The organism is Kistimonas ophiarachnellae, assembly GCF_057552235.1.
Map to the genome: position 1 here is coordinate 255,210 of NZ_BAAJPA010000004.1, position 18,568 is coordinate 273,777.

Annotated in this window: 17 protein-coding genes; 2 read left to right on the plus strand and 15 right to left on the minus strand. The window is 53.5% G+C overall.

The annotated features are described in order from the left end of the window. Window positions 1-5: 5 nt before the first annotated feature. The 5 genes from AC27K1_RS06715 to AC27K1_RS06735 all read right to left on the minus strand — a co-directional run bounded on the left by AC27K1_RS06715 (window position 6) and on the right by AC27K1_RS06735 (window position 5,324). Complete coding sequence (locus AC27K1_RS06715) at window positions 6-1,220, minus strand: heme biosynthesis HemY N-terminal domain-containing protein (protein ID WP_487149272.1); 1,215 nt, start codon at window positions 1,218-1,220, stop codon at window positions 6-8. Next, a complete protein-coding gene (locus tag AC27K1_RS06720) occupies window positions 1,217-2,401 on the minus strand; it encodes a uroporphyrinogen-III C-methyltransferase (protein WP_487149274.1) in 1,185 nt (394 codons plus the stop codon). Before AC27K1_RS06720 ends, AC27K1_RS06715 begins: the two co-directional genes overlap by 4 nt. 28 nt (window positions 2,402-2,429) lie before the next feature. Next, window positions 2,430-3,212 carry a uroporphyrinogen-III synthase gene (locus AC27K1_RS06725; RefSeq protein WP_487149276.1) on the minus strand — a complete coding sequence of 261 codons (783 nt, stop codon included), beginning with the start codon at window positions 3,210-3,212 and terminating at the stop codon, window positions 2,430-2,432. A 1-nt stretch (window position 3,213) separates the two neighbouring features. Then, complete coding sequence (hemC, locus tag AC27K1_RS06730) at window positions 3,214-4,146, minus strand: hydroxymethylbilane synthase (RefSeq protein ID WP_487149278.1); 933 nt, start codon at window positions 4,144-4,146, stop codon at window positions 3,214-3,216. A gap of 200 nt (window positions 4,147-4,346) precedes the next feature. Then, window positions 4,347-5,324 (minus strand): hypothetical protein, encoded by a 978-nt coding sequence (locus AC27K1_RS06735; RefSeq protein ID WP_487149280.1) that lies wholly within the window; start codon window positions 5,322-5,324, stop codon window positions 4,347-4,349. An 82-nt stretch (window positions 5,325-5,406) separates the two neighbouring features. Between AC27K1_RS06735 and AC27K1_RS06740 the strand changes: the two genes are divergently transcribed. Continuing rightward, the gene (locus AC27K1_RS06740) at window positions 5,407-5,547 is read left to right on the plus strand and encodes a hypothetical protein (protein WP_487149282.1); all 141 of its coding nucleotides are present in this window, start codon (window positions 5,407-5,409) and stop codon (window positions 5,545-5,547) included. Window positions 5,548-5,567: 20 nt separating this feature from the next. On the opposite strand, the gene AC27K1_RS06745 is transcribed toward AC27K1_RS06740, so the two are convergent. Further along, a complete protein-coding gene (locus AC27K1_RS06745; protein ID WP_487149284.1) occupies window positions 5,568-6,308 on the minus strand; it encodes a LytR/AlgR family response regulator transcription factor in 741 nt (246 codons plus the stop codon). Window positions 6,309-6,364: 56 nt separating this feature from the next. Beyond that, on the minus strand, window positions 6,365-7,450 hold the full coding sequence (locus AC27K1_RS06750) for a sensor histidine kinase (protein ID WP_487149285.1): 1,086 nt from the start codon (window positions 7,448-7,450) through the stop codon (window positions 6,365-6,367). A gap of 207 nt (window positions 7,451-7,657) precedes the next feature. On the opposite strand from AC27K1_RS06750, the gene argH reads away from it, so the two are divergent. After that, window positions 7,658-9,013 carry an argininosuccinate lyase gene (argH, locus tag AC27K1_RS06755; RefSeq protein ID WP_487149287.1) on the plus strand — a complete coding sequence of 452 codons (1,356 nt, stop codon included), beginning with the start codon at window positions 7,658-7,660 and terminating at the stop codon, window positions 9,011-9,013. Window positions 9,014-9,076: 63 nt separating this feature from the next. Here the strand turns inward: argH and galU are convergent, their stop codons facing one another. The 8 genes from galU to waaF form a co-directional block, all read right to left on the minus strand. After that, complete coding sequence (galU, locus tag AC27K1_RS06760; protein ID WP_487149289.1) at window positions 9,077-9,904, minus strand: UTP--glucose-1-phosphate uridylyltransferase GalU; 828 nt, start codon at window positions 9,902-9,904, stop codon at window positions 9,077-9,079. 135 nt (window positions 9,905-10,039) lie between these two features. Next, the gene (locus AC27K1_RS06765) at window positions 10,040-11,782 is read right to left on the minus strand and encodes a carbamoyltransferase family protein (protein WP_487149291.1); all 1,743 of its coding nucleotides are present in this window, start codon (window positions 11,780-11,782) and stop codon (window positions 10,040-10,042) included. 249 nt (window positions 11,783-12,031) lie between these two features. Continuing rightward, on the minus strand, window positions 12,032-13,495 hold the full coding sequence (locus AC27K1_RS06770) for a lipopolysaccharide kinase InaA family protein (RefSeq protein ID WP_487149293.1): 1,464 nt from the start codon (window positions 13,493-13,495) through the stop codon (window positions 12,032-12,034). Beyond that, window positions 13,492-14,280 (minus strand): lipopolysaccharide kinase InaA family protein, encoded by a 789-nt coding sequence (locus tag AC27K1_RS06775; RefSeq protein WP_487149294.1) that lies wholly within the window; start codon window positions 14,278-14,280, stop codon window positions 13,492-13,494. Before AC27K1_RS06775 ends, AC27K1_RS06770 begins: the two co-directional genes overlap by 4 nt. After that, window positions 14,277-15,098, minus strand: coding sequence for a lipopolysaccharide core heptose(I) kinase RfaP (gene rfaP / locus AC27K1_RS06780; protein ID WP_487149296.1), 822 nt, complete (start codon window positions 15,096-15,098; stop codon window positions 14,277-14,279). Before rfaP ends, AC27K1_RS06775 begins: the two co-directional genes overlap by 4 nt. Beyond that, complete coding sequence (locus AC27K1_RS06785) at window positions 15,098-16,240, minus strand: glycosyltransferase family 4 protein (RefSeq protein WP_487149298.1); 1,143 nt, start codon at window positions 16,238-16,240, stop codon at window positions 15,098-15,100. The genes rfaP and AC27K1_RS06785 overlap by 1 nt, the downstream gene beginning before the upstream one ends. Beyond that, window positions 16,237-17,304 carry a lipopolysaccharide heptosyltransferase RfaC gene (rfaC, locus tag AC27K1_RS06790; protein ID WP_487149299.1) on the minus strand — a complete coding sequence of 356 codons (1,068 nt, stop codon included), beginning with the start codon at window positions 17,302-17,304 and terminating at the stop codon, window positions 16,237-16,239. Before rfaC ends, AC27K1_RS06785 begins: the two co-directional genes overlap by 4 nt. Beyond that, window positions 17,301-18,347 carry a lipopolysaccharide heptosyltransferase II gene (gene waaF, locus AC27K1_RS06795; protein ID WP_487149301.1) on the minus strand — a complete coding sequence of 349 codons (1,047 nt, stop codon included), beginning with the start codon at window positions 18,345-18,347 and terminating at the stop codon, window positions 17,301-17,303. Before waaF ends, rfaC begins: the two co-directional genes overlap by 4 nt. Window positions 18,348-18,568 lie beyond the last annotated feature (221 nt).

The window sequence follows — 18,568 nt, forward strand, 5'->3', positions numbered from 1 at the left end:
ATACATCACTCCTGAAGGGCTACCGTCATGCTCAGACCTTGCCGGAAAAACTCTGTACTTTTTTCATGTTCACCCAGTTGCGCCAGCAGTTGGCCGAGTTCGTTATAGGTATCGGCCTGTTTGCGTAACCGGAGGCTGGCTTCCAGGTATTCCCGGGCTTTGCCCCAGAGTTTATTGTGAATACACAGGCGACCCAGTGTCAGGAACAACTCGGCATCATTGGGGCGTTCATCCAGCAGCTTCTCTGCACCCAGTAACTGGCGCTCCTTGTCTTCGCCTTCGATCTGGCCGTAGAGCCGGATGATACGTTCACTGTACAGATCAGACAGGTGGCGACGCATGACCGCCTCTGCACGTTTCTCGGCACCGAGGCGGGTCAGGCAGCTGACAAAATCGTAAAACAGGTAATCCTCTTTCTTCTGGGCTTTGCTGAGTTTTTGCCAAATGGCCTCTGCGGGGCGAATACGTTCTTCTATATCCGTATGACCTTTGCCCTGCTGGTAGGCTTGCTCAAAGAGAGCTTTATAAGCCTGCTGATTCAGATCATCAAACTCATCACTGCTGATAACCTTGAGTTTACGCAGTGTGGGTAGCAGTTCTGCCAGTGCCTGCCAGTCGTGCAGGCGCAGGTAGACCTGCTTCAGCAGTTTGTTGACATAGGTGTGCTTTGGGGAACGCTTGCGCAGTCGCTTCAGTGTGGCCAGTGCCTGTTCCAGTCTGCCGCGTGCAAGCAGGAGTTCTGCCTGGGTGATGCCAATGGCGATGTCAGCCCCCGGAGCGGAGGCATCGGCCTTGCGCAGGTAGTCGGAGCAGGCGTCATAATCGCCATTCTCATGGGCTGCACGCGCGGCAGCGAGGTAATTGAGCAAAGGAGCCTGACCAGACTCGGCGGCGTGCGCCAACAGTTTCTGTGCGGACTTCCAGTGACCGTTGGCAAACTGGATCAAGCCTTTGGCGGATTGGCGTTGGGCGCGGCGGCGCTTGCTCTTCTGGGTCATCGGATAGGCCAGGCTGATACTGCCTGCCAGCAGATGGAAACCCCAGGTCAGGAGTTTATACCCCGTAATCAGCAACACGCCTGCCAGAAGGAATGACCAGACACTCCCTTCCAGGGAAAACCGGTCGTAGGCAATCAGGACATAGCCGCTGTCATGCACCATCATCTGCGCGATGGCGAAGCAGGCAGCAATCAGGAGCAGCAGGAGTAGTGTTTTTTTCATTGGCTGGCCTCACTGCTGTTGGCAGTAGCCGGCTTGTTGCTATCGGATTGTGTCTTGCTGGGCACTGGCGTAACGGGCAGGCGTTGTTCAGCCAGATCATCAACATAGCCTTTCAGCGCCACTACAGAGCGACTGATATCAGGCAATTTCTGCAAGACCTGGACTTGTTGAAGGGCGCTTAACTGGCTGTGAACGGCTGCGATTTCCGAGCCGCCATTCAGGAACCAGGTCTGCAACCAGGATTGGGCATTCGCCAGACTGGTCTGGTACAGCTTTTCCTGTCCCTGCAGCAACGCGAGCTGGGCCTGTTCCAGCATCAGGCGGAGATTCTGGCGAAGATACAGCTCTTCCGAGGGCGGCAGTAATGCAGTCACTGCTTCATGGTTATCCGTACGGATACGGAACTGGCCGGTGAATGCGTGCCAGGTTTCCAGCGCCGTTGTTTCCAGGCGCTGTTGCCAGGTGTCATCGTTGGCAAGAGCTTCTTCAGTTGGGGGCTCTGGCTGAGCCGGTTTGAAACCACTGGGAGGCAGGAGGGGTAATTTGTCGATTCTGCCGATCAGGGCGTTGATCTTGAGCCAGGTGCCTTCAAGGTCAAATCGCTCGACGGCTTTCAATGCGGCGATATCCTCAGCCAGCGCCTGACGGACAGGAAAAAGTCCGTATTCATCAACAGAAATCAGCAGCTGATCAGCCTGTGACAGTAGTGTCATGGCGCTTTTGACATCACGCATGGTGAGCAGGCGTTGATTGGCCAGGCGTAACAAATACTCGGCTTCCGCCAGCAACCAATCACTGCGGTCGCTCCCTTGGAGCCTTACCAGTTTACGGTTCAGGTTGTCCATCCGTGTGACCAGACGGTTGTATTGCTCCCGGGTATCGTTGAGCTCAGCTTTCAGCACCAGGATGGTTTCATGCGTTTCCCGGGAAGGCGCCAGGGCATCATTGACCCCTGTCATGAGCTGGGCTTCTGTCGGAAGCTGCTGCCAGATCTGATAACCCTTCCAGCCCAGAGCGCCGACACCTGCAATCGCAGTCAGGCCAAGCAAGCAGCCCAGTACACCCACTTTGCTGATCCGGTTTCCGCTGCGCGGTTTACTGGACTTCTCTTTCCTGGCATTGGTATCGGGAAGGGACTTTTGTCCCTGTTCGCCTGTCTTGTTCTGTTCCTGTTCGCTCACGTGCGTCGTCCGGTTGCAATTAAACGCATCAACTCACTGTATCACTCAATCGGGCCAGTGTATCCAGAACTGCGGGGGTACCGGCGCCTTCACTGATGGCAATGTGGTTGAAACCACGGGCGCGTGCATCCTCTGCCACACGCTGACTCGGTACGATCAGTGTCAGTTGTTTCAGGTTATCGGCATCCGGGTGATGATTCAGCAGTGATTGCAGGTTGATCACGATCTGGCTACTGGTAGCCACAATAACATGGATTCGGTGGGCTGACAGTTGCTGTGGCAGGTATCCTGCCGGGTAGTCGGGGCAAACCCGTTCGTAGACAACCAGGTTATCGACGGTCGCGCCACGTTCTGCCAGGGTTGTCTCGAGCTTGTCGCGGCCATTTTTACCCTTGATGATCAGAATGCGCTGGCCATCGACCTGCTGGAAATCAGCCAGGTCCAGCAGGGCTTCGCTGTCAAAGCCGCCGGACAGGTAGTTTGCAGTGATGCCATGTTGCTGCAGCGCGTTGGCCGTTGCTTCTCCAATGGCATACCAGTCGATACCCACAGGGCGTTGCGGCCACCAGTTTTCAATACAATGCAGTCCATGTTCGACGGCAGGCATGCTGATGGCAATAATCTTGTGGTACTGATCCAACACCTGCAGGCAGTCGCGAAGGCGTTGTGATTCTGGTGTGGGGCGTATATCCAGCAGTGGCACGGCCAGGGCGAAGCCGCCTTGTGCCCTGATGGCATTGGCCAGGTTATCCGCCTGTGGTTGCGGCCGAGTCACAAGGACCCGCAGGGATTGCAGTGACAGCCCTGTCATGTCAATGACCATTGTCCTGGTAGACAGCCTTGAGAATTTCACCCGCGCCTTGTGCCAGAAGTGCTTCCGCGGCCTCAATGCCGGCCTGTTCGCATTCCTGTCGGGGGCGTGTGACCGCTGCTCTCAGGATTTCACTGGCGTCCGGCTTGCCGACCAGCCCTTCCAGCGAGACCTGGTCGTTTTCCAGCACGGCATAACAGGCGATGGGCACCTGGCAGCCGCCTTCCAGGCGACGGTTCATGGCACGCTCCGCCAGTACACAGGTCGCAGTATCCTCATGGTGAAGCGACTGGATCAGCGCCAGGGTGTCTTTGTCGTCTGTTCGGCACTCAATGCCCACCGCGCCTTGTCCGCCGGCGGGCAAGCTGAAGGTCACGGGCAGGTATTGCTGAATACGATCCTGCATCTCCAGCCGGATCAGGCCGGCAGCCGCCAGGATGATGGCATCGTATTCACCATCATCCAGTTTCTGCAGGCGGGTATTGACGTTGCCGCGCAGGAACCGGATGGTCAGGTCAGGCCGCTTTTCCAGCAGCTGGCACTGGCGGCGAAGGCTGGATGTGCCAACAATGGCGCCTTCCGGTAACTGTTCAATATTCTGGTAATGATTGGACACAAAGGCGTCACGGGGGTCTTCGCGCTCGCAGATGACGGCCAGCCCGAGTCCCTCTGGAAATGCCATGGGAACATCTTTCATGGAGTGAACAGCAATATCCGCACGACCTTCCAGCAGTGCGTTTTCCAGCTCCTTGACGAACAGCCCCTTGCCGCCAATCTTGGCCAGGGGGGCATCAAGGATACGGTCGCCCTTGCTGGTCATGGTGACGAGTTCAATAGTCAGGTGAGGGTGCAGGGCTTCCAGGCGAGCCTTGACATAGTTGGCCTGCCAAAGGGCGAGGGCGCTTTTGCGGGTCGCTATACGAAGTCTGTTCACGACAAACTGCCTTGTCCATGATGTTACCGGGCAGCAATGATATGCCAGTTTCGTGGTTACCTGAACCTTTACTGCTGAACGCTTCGTTAATAACGGGCGGTGACGGGGTAAACCAATGAATAGACAGCGGCCTGTCCGGTCAACGTTTTTCCATCTTCGATCTTCTCCGACATTGTCAGTTGTCAGTGCCGGAAACCTTTTTATGGGAAGACGCTGCTAATAGTTTCGCCTAAACCCTGTGCGTACGCCGACGCTAGCCGATCTCGCTCACATTGTTCTCTCTTTTCAGGAGGCAGTTTGTCGATCTCGTATCGAATGCCATTTTCGTAGAGGTAGTTCCCTATTATGGTTCTTCTATCTGGGGACGCTCCGCCCGCAGCACGATCACGATCACGAGCGCGAGCACGACGGGGCCTCTCGGTTTGTGTCGCGGTATTTTCGTTTCCTGGCAGCGTTGAGAGAAATCTCTGCAGTCCCCCCCCGGCCACAGAACCACTACCTTGATCATATGTTTTCGCAGGGGGCATAGGGGAAAAGCAGGCGTGTTCGCCTGGGGCCTGAAGTGTATGCGCTGCTTCTGGTGGCAGCTTGACAATTGATCCATCAGGATTAACCGCTTTGTATTCTAACCCATGCCATACCTTGTCAGAGAATGTGTTGTAACAGTAAGTGTTCATTGACTCAGAATGAAAAATTTCTCTAATCACAGGGCATGTACGGCAGAATAGAATCCATTTGTGTTGGTTCACAAATTCTGGGTTTAATGATTCGTCCCCTGAAAATGAACAGGCGGTTTCCTGAATCAGGATTTCCTCGTGCTTGCTGGAAGTTGGAGACGTTTGAATGATCTTGCCACGATAGGCATTTTCTCCCAGTGTAACGGTGGCTTTATGCTCATTCCCTGGTAGCTTTGGCGCTGAACCACCAAAAGGGTTAATTAATCTGTATTTTAAGCCCTGCCATTGCTGTTTAATGTATCGTTGATAACAGTATGTGCTCGTTTTCGTAGAATAAAAAACGTCTAATGTCTGTGGGCAAGTATCGCAGTGTATAGTCCATTTTCTCTGGCCCACAAATTCTTGTCTTAATGGTCGTCCCCCTGAATCCGTACCGGCCGTTTCCGGTTTCAGGGTCTCGTGGTGTATGGCAGTTGACTGTGCTCCGGGCATTTTCTCCATTGAATGAATCTCCTTGTAAACAGCCTGAACAGGCTAAATAAAGCTATTTAATTTCATCCTCTGGTAAGTAAGGACAGACAGAATGAAAAGAAGTTCCCGGTGTCAGAGCATTTCCATGGTGAGTCGCCTTGCATTGGCGGCTGAAGAGCAGGTCATAAGGTCGGATGTTTATCTGCGCCCGACTGGCGCGAACAGTTTTCCCCGCGCAACGAGTATCCGCTGACCCGTGTGGGTGATGGACACCTAGGGGTTTTTCATGAGTTTTCGCAGTAATGCCACATGGCGACGGCTGACAATTAATGGTTTGTCCACACCACGCAGGCAAATTTCGTGAATACCTTCATTGGTGCGGGTAAGGCACTCTATGGCATGTCGGGCAACCAGGGCATTCCTGTGAATACGCACAAACTGATCCCCCAGCTGTTTCTGAAGGCTTTTTAGGGCTTCATCAATCAGGACTTCACCGCCCTGGTGGCAGACTGTGGTGTATTTGTTATCTGCCAGAAAGTAGAGAATTTCTCCCACCGGAATCAGTTCAAGCCCTTTGTGGGTTCGGGCGGAAATATGGGTTCGCAGTACGCTGTCATCGTCCCCCTGCTGTTGGAGGGCGCTTAATTGAGACCGGTTAACCCGGGATGCCTGCTGTAACGCTGATTCGAGCCGACTCTGTTTAACGGGTTTCAACAGGTAACCAACGGCCTGAACCTGAAAGGCCTCAACGGCATGTTGCTCGTAGGCGGTACAGAAAATGATGGCGGGCGGATACTCCAGCTGAGTGATATGGGCAGCGGCTTCCAGCCCGGTCATGCCGGGCATATGGATATCCATGAGAATAATGTCAGGCCCCAACTGTTCTGACAGCTTGACCGCTTCTGCGCCATTGGCGGCTTCCTCGGCCAGGGGCGTGACATCCGGAATGCGATCCAGCATGTAACGCAGGCGTTCCCTGGCGAGGGGCTCGTCATCGACGATCAGTACTTTCATGGTTTTTATTGGACCTTGCATGGTGCCTAATCAGTGAATTCACATGCCGTCTTGGCTTATACCGGCCATGGATAGGTGATCTGCGCCTTGAACCAGCGCCGGCCACCCCGGGTTTCTGTGCCTGTCCTTAAACGGGCTTTGTCCCCATACAGCGCTTCGAGCCTTGCGGCAATGTTACCCAGCGCGACACTGTTGCCAGTATGCGGGTTGGCGCCACCATGCTCAGTATCCTGAGCCATGGTATTGCTGATCTCAAGCGCAAAGGTGTTATCGCGGTAGTCAATCGCCACCATGATCGTGCCCGGAGCCGGGTCAGGTTGTATACCATGAAATATGGCATTTTCCAGTAAAGGCTGCAGTGTCAGCTGGGGAATCATCAAATCTTCGGGTAAATCGGCAATATCCCATTGAATGGTCAGGCGATCGCCGAAGCGGTATTTCTCAATATTGACGTAGCGCCGGGAGAGCTCGATTTCCTGTTCCAGGGGAATTTCAACACAGGTTTCCGCCAGGCTGGCGCGAAACAGGTCTGACAGGTCTTCAACCGCCTGTTCGGCTTTGTCTGGATCAATATGAATCAGGCTGGCGATGCTGTTCATGCTGTTGAACAGAAAATGGGGATGGATGCGCGACTGAAGTGACTGAATACGTGCCTGAAGCTCTGCCTGCTGCTGGCGGCTCAGCTCCTTCTGGAGATAGAAATAGCGCAGAAGAATACCGGTGATAATGGCGGCAATCAGGCCATTTCGGAGTAACAGCCAGTCATTGATGGCGGCGGACTCCAGGCCCGCTTCAAGCTGGTAGAAGAAATATTCAGCACCCAGGGTAAAGACCAGGGTAATCGTGACACAAAGTGCCAGGCTGGCGATCGTGATGGTGGGAATGGAGCAGCGGGCCAAAAGCCGGCGTAATCGGCAGAGTAATGCGGCACAGACCAGCACAATCCACTGAACAAAGAGTGAGGTCAGGGCCAGGTAATTCCAGTCAAACCCAGGCGTCGGCATGGCCAGCACCAGGACCAGTACAAACAGCTCGGCAACCAGGACAAGAAGCAGCACGGCTTTAGGGGTGCAGAGATCAGGCAGGAAAAAATCCGGGTAATCCGTGGGGGGCGATGTTGATGCTGACCTCAAGTGCTTCATAAAAGGTTGTGATTCCTTTGGCCTGCCAGGCAGACAATATTGTGTTTGTTCTTTGGATCACCGGTTTTACCGGCAACACGGAACCGGGACAATCCCGCAGGCTTTTATATTATTCGGCGGGGCAGTGGTTATAATGATGCCCGGCATCAGTGTGTCTGGTGTTCTATTCTCCCTGTGTTGGCAGTAACCGGCAAACGAGTGGCAGTGATGAGTGACAACAACAATACCAATCAGCAATGGGGCGGACGTTTCAGTGAACCGGTCGACGCCTTTGTTGCCCGCTTTACCGCATCAATCCAGTTTGACCAGCGACTCTACCGGCATGATATCGCCGGTTCCATCGCCCACGCGAAGATGCTGAACAAGTGTGACCTGCTGACGGACAAAGAGCTGGCGGACATCATAGCCGGTCTTGAGGCCATTCGTCAGGAGATTGAGGAAGGACGGTTTGCGTGGTCCATTGAGCTCGAGGATATTCATATGAATATCGAGGCGAGATTGACCGAGAAGATTGGCATTGCGGGCAAGAAACTGCATACAGGGCGTTCACGGAATGATCAGGTCGCGACTGATATCAGGCTCTGGCTCCGTGATGAAATTGATACCATTAATGAAGAGCTTACACGCCTGGAACAAGGCTTGAGTACGCTGGCTGAGCAGGAAAGTCAGACTATCATGCCGGGCTTTACCCATTTGCAGACGGCGCAGCCGGTCACCTTTGGTCATCACTTGCGGGCTTGGCGTGAAATGCTGTTGCGTGATAGTGAGCGACTTCAGGATTGTCGCAAGCGGGTCAATATCTGCCCATTAGGCGCCGCAGCGCTGGCGGGAACCACCTATCCGATAGATCGAGTATATACGGCTGAATTACTGGGTTTTGATCGTCCGGCAGCGAACTCTCTGGATGCGGTCAGTGACCGGGACTTTGCCATTGAGTTCTGCAGCGTTGCCGCACTGATCATGACTCACCTGTCGCGAATGTCGGAAGAACTTGTGCTGTGGACCTCAGCCCAGTTTGATTTTATCGAACTGCCCGATCGCTTCTGTACCGGTTCGTCAATCATGCCGCAGAAGAAAAATCCGGATGTACCCGAACTGGTTCGGGGCAAGACGGGGCGGGTTAATGGCCATCTGATGGCATTACTCACGCTGATGAAAGGCCAGCCGCTGGCGTATAACAAGGACAATCAGGAAGACAAGGAGCCGCTGTTCGATGCGGTGGATACCGTACGGGACAGCCTGCGGGCGTTTGCCGATATGGTGCCCCATATCCGCTCACGCAAGGAAAATATGCGGTCTGCGGCAATGAAAGGCTTTGCGACGGCAACGGATCTGGCGGATTACCTGGTGAAGAAAGGCATGCCCTTCCGTGATGCCCACGAAGTGGTGGGTAAAGCGGTGGCTTATGGTGTGAATTCAGGGCAGGATCTTTCTCAGATGACGCTGGAAGAATTGCAGAAATTCTCAGCGACTATCACTGACGACGTGTTTGATGTATTGACTCTGGAAGGTTCTGTTGGAGCTCGTCAGCACGTCGGTGGTGCGGGGGAATATCTTAAGTAAGGCGGGTACAGGCGATAGTGTCAGGGCTCCAAACACAATGAGAGCCCTGATGTGCAAAGCTCGTTATTGTGCGTAGATAGTGTTGTAGCAGTAGTTTGTTGCTTCAATGAATCCTTCCACACTGCCGCAATCGAAACGCTGTCCCTTGAATCGATAAGCCATGACACAGCCATTCTGGGCCTGCTTCATCAAGGCATCCGTGATTTGAAGCTCACCGTTTTTGCCGGGTTCGGTGTCTTCCAGAATATCGAAAATATCCGGCGTCAGAATGTAGCGGCCAATAATGGCAAGATTGCTGGGCGCTTCATCGGGGGATGGTTTTTCTACCATCGTATTCACCCGGTAGATATCATCGCGGATCATTTCACCTGCAATCACACCGTATTTGTGAACCTGATCCTGTGGCACTTCCTCAACGGCCACAATGGAACAGCGGAATTGCTTATACAAAGCAACCATTTGCGCCAGAACACCATCACCTTCCGGATTCAGGCACAGGTCGTCGGCCAGCACTACGGCAAACGGTTGTTCACCAACCAGTGTCCGCCCGGTCAGGATGGCATGACCCAGTCCTTTCATTTCCGTTTGTCGGGTATACGAAAAGCTACATGCATTCATGATGTCACGAATGCCGTTGAGGTAGGCCTCTTTACCCGTACCTGCGATCTGGTGTTCCAGTTCGTAATTGATATCGAAATGATCTTCCAGTGCGCGTTTTCCTCGTCCTGTCACGATACAGATCTCGTTCAAACCGGCCTGCATGGCTTCGTCAACGCCATATTCAATCAGCGGTTTGCTAACAACTGGCATCATCTCCTTGGGCATGGATTTGGTCGCCGGGAGGAAACGAGTGCCATAACCAGCGGCTGGGAACAGGCATTTATGGATCATGTATCTGTCTACTCCATAAGATGATACGTAGGACGAGTCTTCAACAGTGACACAAATACAGTCAAGCTGTGACTTTCATTGAGGAAACAGTAATGGAAAGTGTGTGCCAGCTGGCTGACACACACTTATGGCCATTCAGGCAAGCTCAGGGAAGTCGCCTTTGACGACCAGAATATCCTCCATGATCAGGTATTGCAGGTCTGATCCAAAGAACATATTCAGCGCGTCGGTCGGTGTACAGACAATGGGTTCACCACGACGGTTCAGGGAGGTGTTCAGCACCACGCCATTACCTGTCAGCTTTTCCATTTCTTCCAGCAGCTCGTAATAACGCGGGTTGGTCTCCTTGCTGACCGCCTGTCCACGGGACGTGCCGTCTTCGTGCACGACTTCCGGTACGCGCTCTTTCCACTCTTCGTTCACTTCAAAGGTGAATGTCATATACGGCGCCGGATGGTCAACCTTGAACATTTCCCTGGATACCCGGTCCAGCATACTGGGGCAGAAGGGACGCCAGCGCTCACGGAACTTGATCTGTTCGTTGATACGGTCTGCGATACCTTTGAAGCTCGGGCAACCGATAATGCTTCGACGTCCCAGGGCTCTCGGTCCAAATTCCATGCGACCCTGGAACCAGGCTACAGGGTTGCCATCGGCCAGTACCTTGGCAATGTTCTGGGGCACATTCTCAATCTTGCGGAACTTGGGTTTGTCCGGGTGTTCCTCACAGGCTTCGATAACCTGCTCGTTAGTGAAAGAGGGGCCAAGATAAACGTGCGTCATCTTCTCCACTTCCACACCACGCTTGACGGAGGCAAACGACGCTGCACCAATAGCAGTACCCGCATCACCGGAAGCCGGCTGAACGAACAGCTCCTTAACTTCAGGACGCGCGATAATCTTCTGGTTCAGCTTAACATTCAGAGCGCCACCACCGGAGAACGCAATCTTGCCGGTTTCCTTGATGATATCGCCCAGGTAGTAGTCCATCAGTTTCAATACGACGGTTTCATACAGTTCCTGCATGGCAGCGGCGTAGTGGATGTAAGGATCGTCTGCAACATCACCTTTACGACGTGGGCCCAGCCACTTGATCAGTTCTGGTGTGAAGTAAAAGCCCTTGCCGTTTTCCTTGTAACGACGCATACCAACGACGTTAGCCAGGTGAGTGTTAACCTGGAAGTCCTTGCCATCAAAATCAATCAGACGAGAAAGGTCGTATTTCTTGGGATCACCATAGGGTGCCATACCCATAACCTTGTACTCGCCATCAAGCATGTCGAAGCCGAGGTACTCGGTAATCGCCCCATAGAGTCCACCCAGTGAATCTGGATCGTAGAACTCCTTGATCTTGTGGATAACGCCATTCTCACCATAACCGAAGAAGGTGGTGGCATATTCACCTTTACCGTCCACACCCATGATCGCGGTCTTTTCCTTGAATCCGCTCAGGTGGTAACAGCTGGAGGCGTGGGCCAGGTGATGTTCTACCGGCTCAAACTCAAACTTGCCCCATTCAAACCCGAGGGACTCCAGCATCTTGCGGATATTGGAGACGTAGCGACGATAGCGACGGTTGCCGTTAAAAATGGCATCCAGTGCGCGGTCAGGGGCATACCAGTAACGCTTGGCGTAGTGCCAGCGGGCAGGGCTCAGAATGCTGATGGGGGCCAGCGGTACCGCCACGACATCAACATCTTCCGGCTTCAGGCCAGCCTGTTCCAGTACGAACTTGGTAGATTCCAGCGGCATTTTGCCTTTGGCGTGTTTGTCCCGGATCAAACGTTCTTCTTCAACGGCGGCGACCAGCTTACCGTCGATATAGACGGCAGCGGATGGATCGTGGCTGATTGCACCGGATAAACCGAGAATTACCATAGCCTGTTCCTGAATCCTTTAATCACGATATTGAGTTAAAAAGTACGATGGCAGATCGTTTGCCAGACCTGTGTCCATGTTTCGTTTCATTGACCCTCGCCTGAGGCCTCGTCGGGCAAAGGCGGACAGAGTAGGCGACGATGTGTCACAGAAGTGTGATCTCGGCATCAATATTTCTGTCCACTGCCGTTAAAGGCCTGAGGAGAGGGAACACGGCTTGTTCAGGGCCTGACGATGCAGACCCGGTCATCAAGCTTGTTCCCATGCCTCAATGACTGGCCGGAACAGCGCTTCCGCACGTGGATTGTCTTTCCAGTTACGGCTGAATCGCTCCAGGTCCTTGCGAAAGAGGCGCTGAAAACAAAACCGCCATTTATACGATGTCATGGCGTCAAGGTCTATAAGCAGAGGCTTATTATTTCTGATCAGGAAATTGTTGCCTTTAAGGTCACCATGATAGACGCGGCTGCGTTTCAGGGTGATCAGAATATCGCCAATGTCGGTGGCCACCTGCTGCCATTGTGGTAAAGCGTCCTGCGAGCTATCGAAATACGCCATGGCATGGGTGCTGGGAACAAACGCTGTGATGATATAGCTACAGGTGATGGCCGGTCCCGTCCGGTGTTCCAGCATGGCCATGGGGGCGGGGGTGTCGATACCCAGGAACTGTAACAGGTGACCATTCAGCCAGGCTTTGCGAGCTCTCGAAGAGCGCAATGTGCGCAGGTATTTGTGTAAAAAGCCTTTTGTGCTCTGGTATTTCTTGATCAGAACCTTGCGTTCATTATCGAGAGTAACGATGGCAACGGTATTGGTTCTGCCCAGTTTCAGAATCTTCCCGCCGGCAATGAACGCTTCCGGGTTTTCGATCAGGGCTTGCAGTGCTGCATCGTCGTATTGGCGACTAAAAGCGGCAAAATGACGTTTACTGCTTTCTACCCTGAAGTGAGTACAGTTGCGCAGGGATTTCTGGATAAAACGTTCGCGCCATTTACGCAGTTGCAGCACGGTTTCCAGAAAGTCTGTTTTTGCCCACTGGTTCGCTGCCTTGTTATCGATGGCATAGGCGGACAAAACGTCGTCGACAAAACGGTCGTAACGGGGAAAAAGTACCGCCATGAACAGGGCCAGGTTGTGGCGAGCCTGTTTGTCGGAAAGTGGTGTGGTGCTGACTGTCGCGCCACCGCCATCAATCATGTACAGACGCTCATTGCTGGCCAGCAGGTTATCGAGATGGATATCTTCCTGACAAACACCGGCGCGGTGCAGTTGTGCAAGTAATCTTGCTGTTTTTTGCAGCCAGTATTTACGCTGTTTTTCGTCAAGCGTCGTCTGTTGCCAAACCTGTTCCAGTGACTCAACCTTGCCAAGGTCTTCCGTCACGATGGTTTGCAGCGTCTGTTGTTCGCTGCTGCTGTCCAGTAGTGTCGGCGTATCTATTCCTGCACGAATGAAGCCGTTGATGCCTGTTAATTCACGCTGATAATAACGATTAGCGCCGTTGCCATAGAAACATTTAACGATAACCGGTTGGCCTTCCTGCTCTGCACGTACAACCAGCCGTTTGCCGGGCAGAAAACGCAGTACCTCATGGCAGGCAATCACGCCGTTGCCCGTTTTGAGAGCGAATGGCGTTTCGGGTTGCCGGGTTAGCGTAACAAGCTGTTCTGCTGTCAGGTTGGGCATTGTCGCCAGGGACCCTACGTCAGTCATTCACGTCCCTCGAAAAATGACAGTATTTTACGGATGTCTTTTTTGTCCCTGCTGCGCAGTGTCGACTGGCCGCGGTAATCAAGGAAGAAACGCAGGCGTTGGGTGCGGCTTAACTGCTGCTTTGCCACTTTGTCCAGGCAGGCAATATCTTTCAATATCCGGTATTTGAGCGAATAGCCAAACCAGCGCTGTCCGGTCGGGCAGTCAATCAGATAAATCCTGGGGTTGTCCCTGTCCTGGGTGACGAGGATATTGCGCCATTTGAAATCGTTATGAGCAAAACTGTAGTCGTGTAATTTGCGTGCCGCCCCTGCTACCTGACGACTGACGTTTTGTACCCAGGTTCGGTCACGTAGTAGCGGTGAGTTCTCCTGAACCATCGTCGCCAGATCCCGGGTATTTTCCAGGCCAACCGTGATCAGCGCACCACGGGTGGTTTTAGTGAGGCAACGTTCCTGGCCGTAGGCAACCACCGGTGCTGCCGGTATCCCGAGGCGTCGGAACAGCAAGAGGTTTTTCCATTCAATGCGTATGCGGCTCCAGCCCAGCCAGCTGCGCAGGCCTTTTGTGGAGTGATAGCGTTTGACGTAGAACGGTTTGCCATCGATTTCGTGACGAAACACCATGCTCTCGGAATCGGCGGCGGCCAGTGAGCCTGTTGGTTCAATAGCGAAAACGGTTTCCAGTGAACAGAAAGCTTTCGCAATGTTGGTGTCACGGAAATCCGGCTCAATATTCCATCGAGTGGTGGTTAGCATACGACGTTGTTTTTGTGTTTCTGTCACAGCTGATCACCATTATTCAGCTTCCGATGATAACGGCGATACAGTTTTTGTGCTTTACGTTCCAGGGGACGCCAGAGCCACTGATACTGTGCAAATGCTTCGCGTAGTGGCAGACCGGTATAGATTCGGATAAACCGATAAATATCACGCTGGGTCAAACCAATATCGAACGCTGAGAACCAGAGGCCGGCGATATCTTTGATAATCCAACGTTTCGGTGTTTTTTCCCGGATCTGGCTGCGGTGCAGATCAATCAGTGAAAGGGTCAGGTTATCAGGATCAATGCCGGTAATACCGTCAGGAATATGAAGCAGAAAATGACAGATATAGTAATCCCTGTGATTGACCCCGTTGCTGTGTAGAAGTCGACTGACGTTTGCCACTTTTTCAATCAAGGCTTTTTTTAGCCGAAATGATGGAGGGTGTGCAGACCATTGTGCACAGAGATCCTCAAGGCTGATGGTATCAGTCAGATCTTCTGTCACGATGAACGACTTTTGACGTGCAGGGTTATTGCCCTTTTCGCCAAAAGCGACGGCGGTCATGGTTTTTACACCGAGCGATCCCAGTTTTTGGATGGCTCGCCACTCATTGCCTGCGCCCAGCACGGGCGCGCGTAAGCGAATCAGGTTGTCGAGAATTTCTTTCCAGCCAACGCCCCGGTGAATCTTGACGAAGAAACTGTTGCCATTCTGCTCAAATTGCAGGGTTTTGCGGGCTTCCAGTTGCCGGTAAACCTTACCCTGCAGTGTTTCCACTTTCTCGAAGGGATCACAACCTTGCCAGGCCTGTTTGAAGTCGTCACGTAACCAGAGCATCAGGCAGCGGCTCCCGTCAGGCGGACGCCAATCGTTTCAATCAGGTCAGCGGCATGTTCCGGCATGCTGTAAATATCGGCGGTATCTGCAAACGTCAGGGCATTTGCCTGCCATTCTTTATGCTGTTCTGTCGATTCAAGAATCTTGATTAATTGTTTGTTCATTGCCTGCTGGTTAAACGGTGACTGAATCAGCTCACCTGCCTTGGCATCGGTGATGTAATGGGCGTAGCCGCAGACATCGGTACAGAAAACGGGTAGGCCGGCGACTAACGCTTCCAGCAGTACCGTACCGGTATTTTCGTTGTATGCCGGATGAATCAGCAGGTCGGCACCGAGCAGAAAACGGGGGACATCATCTCGTCCGGAAAAAAACGTAATATGTCGTGCAATTCCTAGTTTGTGGGCCTGTAGCTGGAACTGTTTGGGATTGTCTTGTCCGATCACAAACAAGCGGGTTTTTCGCCGTAGTGCATCAGGCAGTGCCTTGATGGATAACAGGGCGCGATCCACCCCCTTGGTTTTAAAACCTGAACCAATCATCAAAAGCAAAAGTTCATCGTCGTTTATATCGAATGCCTGACGGAACTCTGCTCGAATAGCGTGTCCATTTTCAGGACGCCGACGATCGCGTGATATTCCTGGTGGTAACAGATGGAGTCGTTCCGGTGTGGTACCATAGTATTTTTCAAACAAAGGCTTTTGAGCCCCTGAAATCAGCAGCGATTCGGTATGACTGTCGCGATCAAAGACTGATCGTTCATACGACGAAAAGTGTCTGTAACGCGCACCGTATCGATACCAGCGGCTGCGCAGGTGCCTGGCCTTGTCTTCGTAGCAGGTGTCGGCAGCGTAATAGACATCCAGCCCCGGCATCTTGTTAAAACCAATCACGACATCGGCCGGCTTCTGGCTCAGGCATGAGACGACATGATCGTGAAACTTTTCGTTTCTGGCATGGGCGCTGAGCGTGCGGGGTTTCCAGGTGTGGATCTCAAAACCGTCCGGACGGTCACCGTCCCACTGCATGGTATAGACAACAATGTCATGCCCCCGTGCCTGGCAGGTCAGTGCAATGCGGAGGAAATCCCGTTGCAGGCCGCCGAACGGGAAAAACTTGTAAAGAATAAAAGCCAGTCTCATCGGGTTCCTGTGGACTCGTAGGTTTTCGCCTTGAGTCGTTTGCCAGTGGCTGATTTGCCTGGTGTTCTGATAATGGGTTTGAGTTGCTGCCAGACGATATCCGCCGTCATGGGGGCGAATATGGGCGGCTCGACGTTTTGCACCTGGCTGGGAGGGCATTGGTCCAGTGTCAGGTGTACCTGGTTCTCACCGTAGGCGCCCACCAGATCCGGGCGGGTTGGGCCATAAAGGGAAACCGCCGGCACTTCCAGGGCTGCTGTCAGATGCCCCAAACCTGTATCGACAGCAACAACAGCGCTGGCGCCGGCGATGACGCTGGCGATATCGCGGAGGTTGAGCTGCGGCAGTACACGAACACCGTCCACTGCCGTTGCAATCCGTTCCGCCCGCCGTCGTTCATTTTCATTGCCCCATGGAAGACAGACAGCGTACCCGCTCTGGGTCACCCGACGGGCCAGGTCGCACCAGTATGCTTCTGGCCAGTGTTTGGTTTCCCAGGTCGTGCCGTGCAGGAAAACCATATATTGCTGGATCGGGCGAATCCCCTGGATATCAATAAAGTAATCAGAATCCAGGTGGAAGTGCCCTTTTTGTCGCGGCATTTCATAGCCCAGGGACTGGGCGAATAATTGCCTTACTCGCTCAACCGCATGCTGGTTTTTGGCGACAGCATGGGGCGTGTCGTAAAAACGGGCGGCGACGGGTTCACGCGCTGAGCTTTTATCCAGACCATGCACAGGGCCGTGCGTGTAGCGGGTGAGCCAGGCACTTTTCAGCAACCCTTGTGCATCAATGACGATGTCGTAGTTTGTTTGGTCGACAGTTTCCCGGAATTTCCGCCATTCGCCATTGCGCCAGGTGCTGAGCGGATGTTTTCGCCAGCGTCGAATGGCGACCGGAATGACGCGGTCAACGGCAGGGTGCCAGGCCGGAATCTCGGAAAAGCCTTCTTCTACCACCCAATCGAAACGGATACCTTCAATGGCTTCCGAGGCATCCGTCAACGCTGGCAGGGTGTGGATAACGTCGCCCATCGAGGAGGTTTTGATGACCAGTGCTTTCATGCTGTCATCTCCCTCACGGTAGAACGGTCTGCCAGTTGCTCAAGCGCTGTAAGTACCTGTGCAGGTGGCAGCTGTTTCAGGCAATCCGTGTGTTGCTGTGGGCAGGTTCTCTGAAAGCAGGGGCTGCATGACAGCGTTGACTGGACAATCACGCTGTTCGGATTCAGTGGAGGCGTAAACCCTGGAGATGTTGAGCCATAGACGACCACGAGATTCCGGTTCAATGCTGCAGCAATATGCATGAGACCGGAATCATTGCTGACAACTTCATCAGTCAGTGATAGCAGGTCGATGGCATCAGCCAGCCGGGTTTTTCCGGCCAGGTTGTGGATGTTCGCCTGTCGTTCCCTGGATACCTGTTGAACAATGTTGTCGCAAACGGCTTCGTCTTTTTGGGAACCAAATAACCAGACCTGCCAGCCTTGCCCCAATCTTTCATTGGCGATGGTTGCAAAGTGCTGTTCCGGCCAGCGTTTGGCCGGGCCAAATTCGGCGCCCGGGCACAATGCCAGAACCGGTCGATCCATGGACAGGTTAAAGGTCTTCAGTGCTTGCTTTGCGTTATCGCTGTCGGCGACGAGTGCAGGCGCGGGATAGGATTCCGGCAGCACACTGCCTTTGGGATAACCCAATGCGATGAAACGCTGGATCATCAGCGGTAACGCGGTTTTGTCGAGAATCCGAAGATCATTGAGCAGGCCATAGCGCATTTCGCCTCGCCAGCCCGTACGTTTGGGAATACCTGCCCAAAAGGGAATCAACGCCGACTTGAAGGAGTTGGGCAAGATGATGGCCTGGTCATAGCCTTCGGCTGCCAGTTGTTTGCCAAGGCGACGCCTTACCGACAGGTTCAGCGCACCATGCCCCAGCGGCATATCCAGCCCCTGGCGAACCTCCGGCATACGCGCCAGCAGTGGCCGACTCCAGGCAGGTGCCAGGACATCAATGACGGCAGACGGGCATTGTTGTTTCAGGGTGATGAACAGGGTCTGTGCCATCACCATATCGCCTACCCATGATGGGCCAACTATCAGGTACTTCACGGGGCTCCGCTATGTTTCCAGGATATCGGTTGCCGGTGTGTCAGTGCGGTGACTCTGTCATCCCGCGCAGGACATCAGACGAAAAAATCGCCGGTACGCTACCGCCCGTCAGGATCGGGCAGGTGTCTGCACCCCGACTCAAGTCTGCCATTGATCATCGTCGGACGTGTGTACAGCCGTGATATTTTGGGCAGAAAAAAAAAGTGGCGCAATTATACGCC

Bases quoted from the DNA above. Each gene is read 5' to 3' on its own strand.
- AC27K1_RS06715 (WP_487149272.1), bottom strand. From the start codon at position 1,220: ATGAAAAAAACACTACTCCTGCTGCTCCTGATTGCTGCCTGCTTCGCC.
- AC27K1_RS06725 (WP_487149276.1), bottom strand. From the start codon at position 3,212: ATGACAGGGCTGTCACTGCAATCCCTGCGGGTCCTTGTGACTCGGCCG.
- AC27K1_RS06735 (WP_487149280.1), bottom strand. From the start codon at position 5,324: ATGGAGAAAATGCCCGGAGCACAGTCAACTGCCATACACCACGAGACC.
- AC27K1_RS06740 (WP_487149282.1), top strand. From the start codon at position 5,407: ATGAAAAGAAGTTCCCGGTGTCAGAGCATTTCCATGGTGAGTCGCCTT.
- AC27K1_RS06745 (WP_487149284.1), bottom strand. From the start codon at position 6,308: ATGAAAGTACTGATCGTCGATGACGAGCCCCTCGCCAGGGAACGCCTG.
- AC27K1_RS06750 (WP_487149285.1), bottom strand. From the start codon at position 7,450: ATGAAGCACTTGAGGTCAGCATCAACATCGCCCCCCACGGATTACCCG.
- argH (WP_487149287.1), top strand. From the start codon at position 7,658: ATGAGTGACAACAACAATACCAATCAGCAATGGGGCGGACGTTTCAGT.
- galU (WP_487149289.1), bottom strand. From the start codon at position 9,904: ATGATCCATAAATGCCTGTTCCCAGCCGCTGGTTATGGCACTCGTTTC.
- AC27K1_RS06765 (WP_487149291.1), bottom strand. From the start codon at position 11,782: ATGGTAATTCTCGGTTTATCCGGTGCAATCAGCCACGATCCATCCGCT.
- AC27K1_RS06770 (WP_487149293.1), bottom strand. From the start codon at position 13,495: ATGACTGACGTAGGGTCCCTGGCGACAATGCCCAACCTGACAGCAGAA.
- rfaP (WP_487149296.1), bottom strand. From the start codon at position 15,098: ATGCTCTGGTTACGTGACGACTTCAAACAGGCCTGGCAAGGTTGTGAT.
- AC27K1_RS06785 (WP_487149298.1), bottom strand. From the start codon at position 16,240: ATGAGACTGGCTTTTATTCTTTACAAGTTTTTCCCGTTCGGCGGCCTG.
- rfaC (WP_487149299.1), bottom strand. From the start codon at position 17,304: ATGAAAGCACTGGTCATCAAAACCTCCTCGATGGGCGACGTTATCCAC.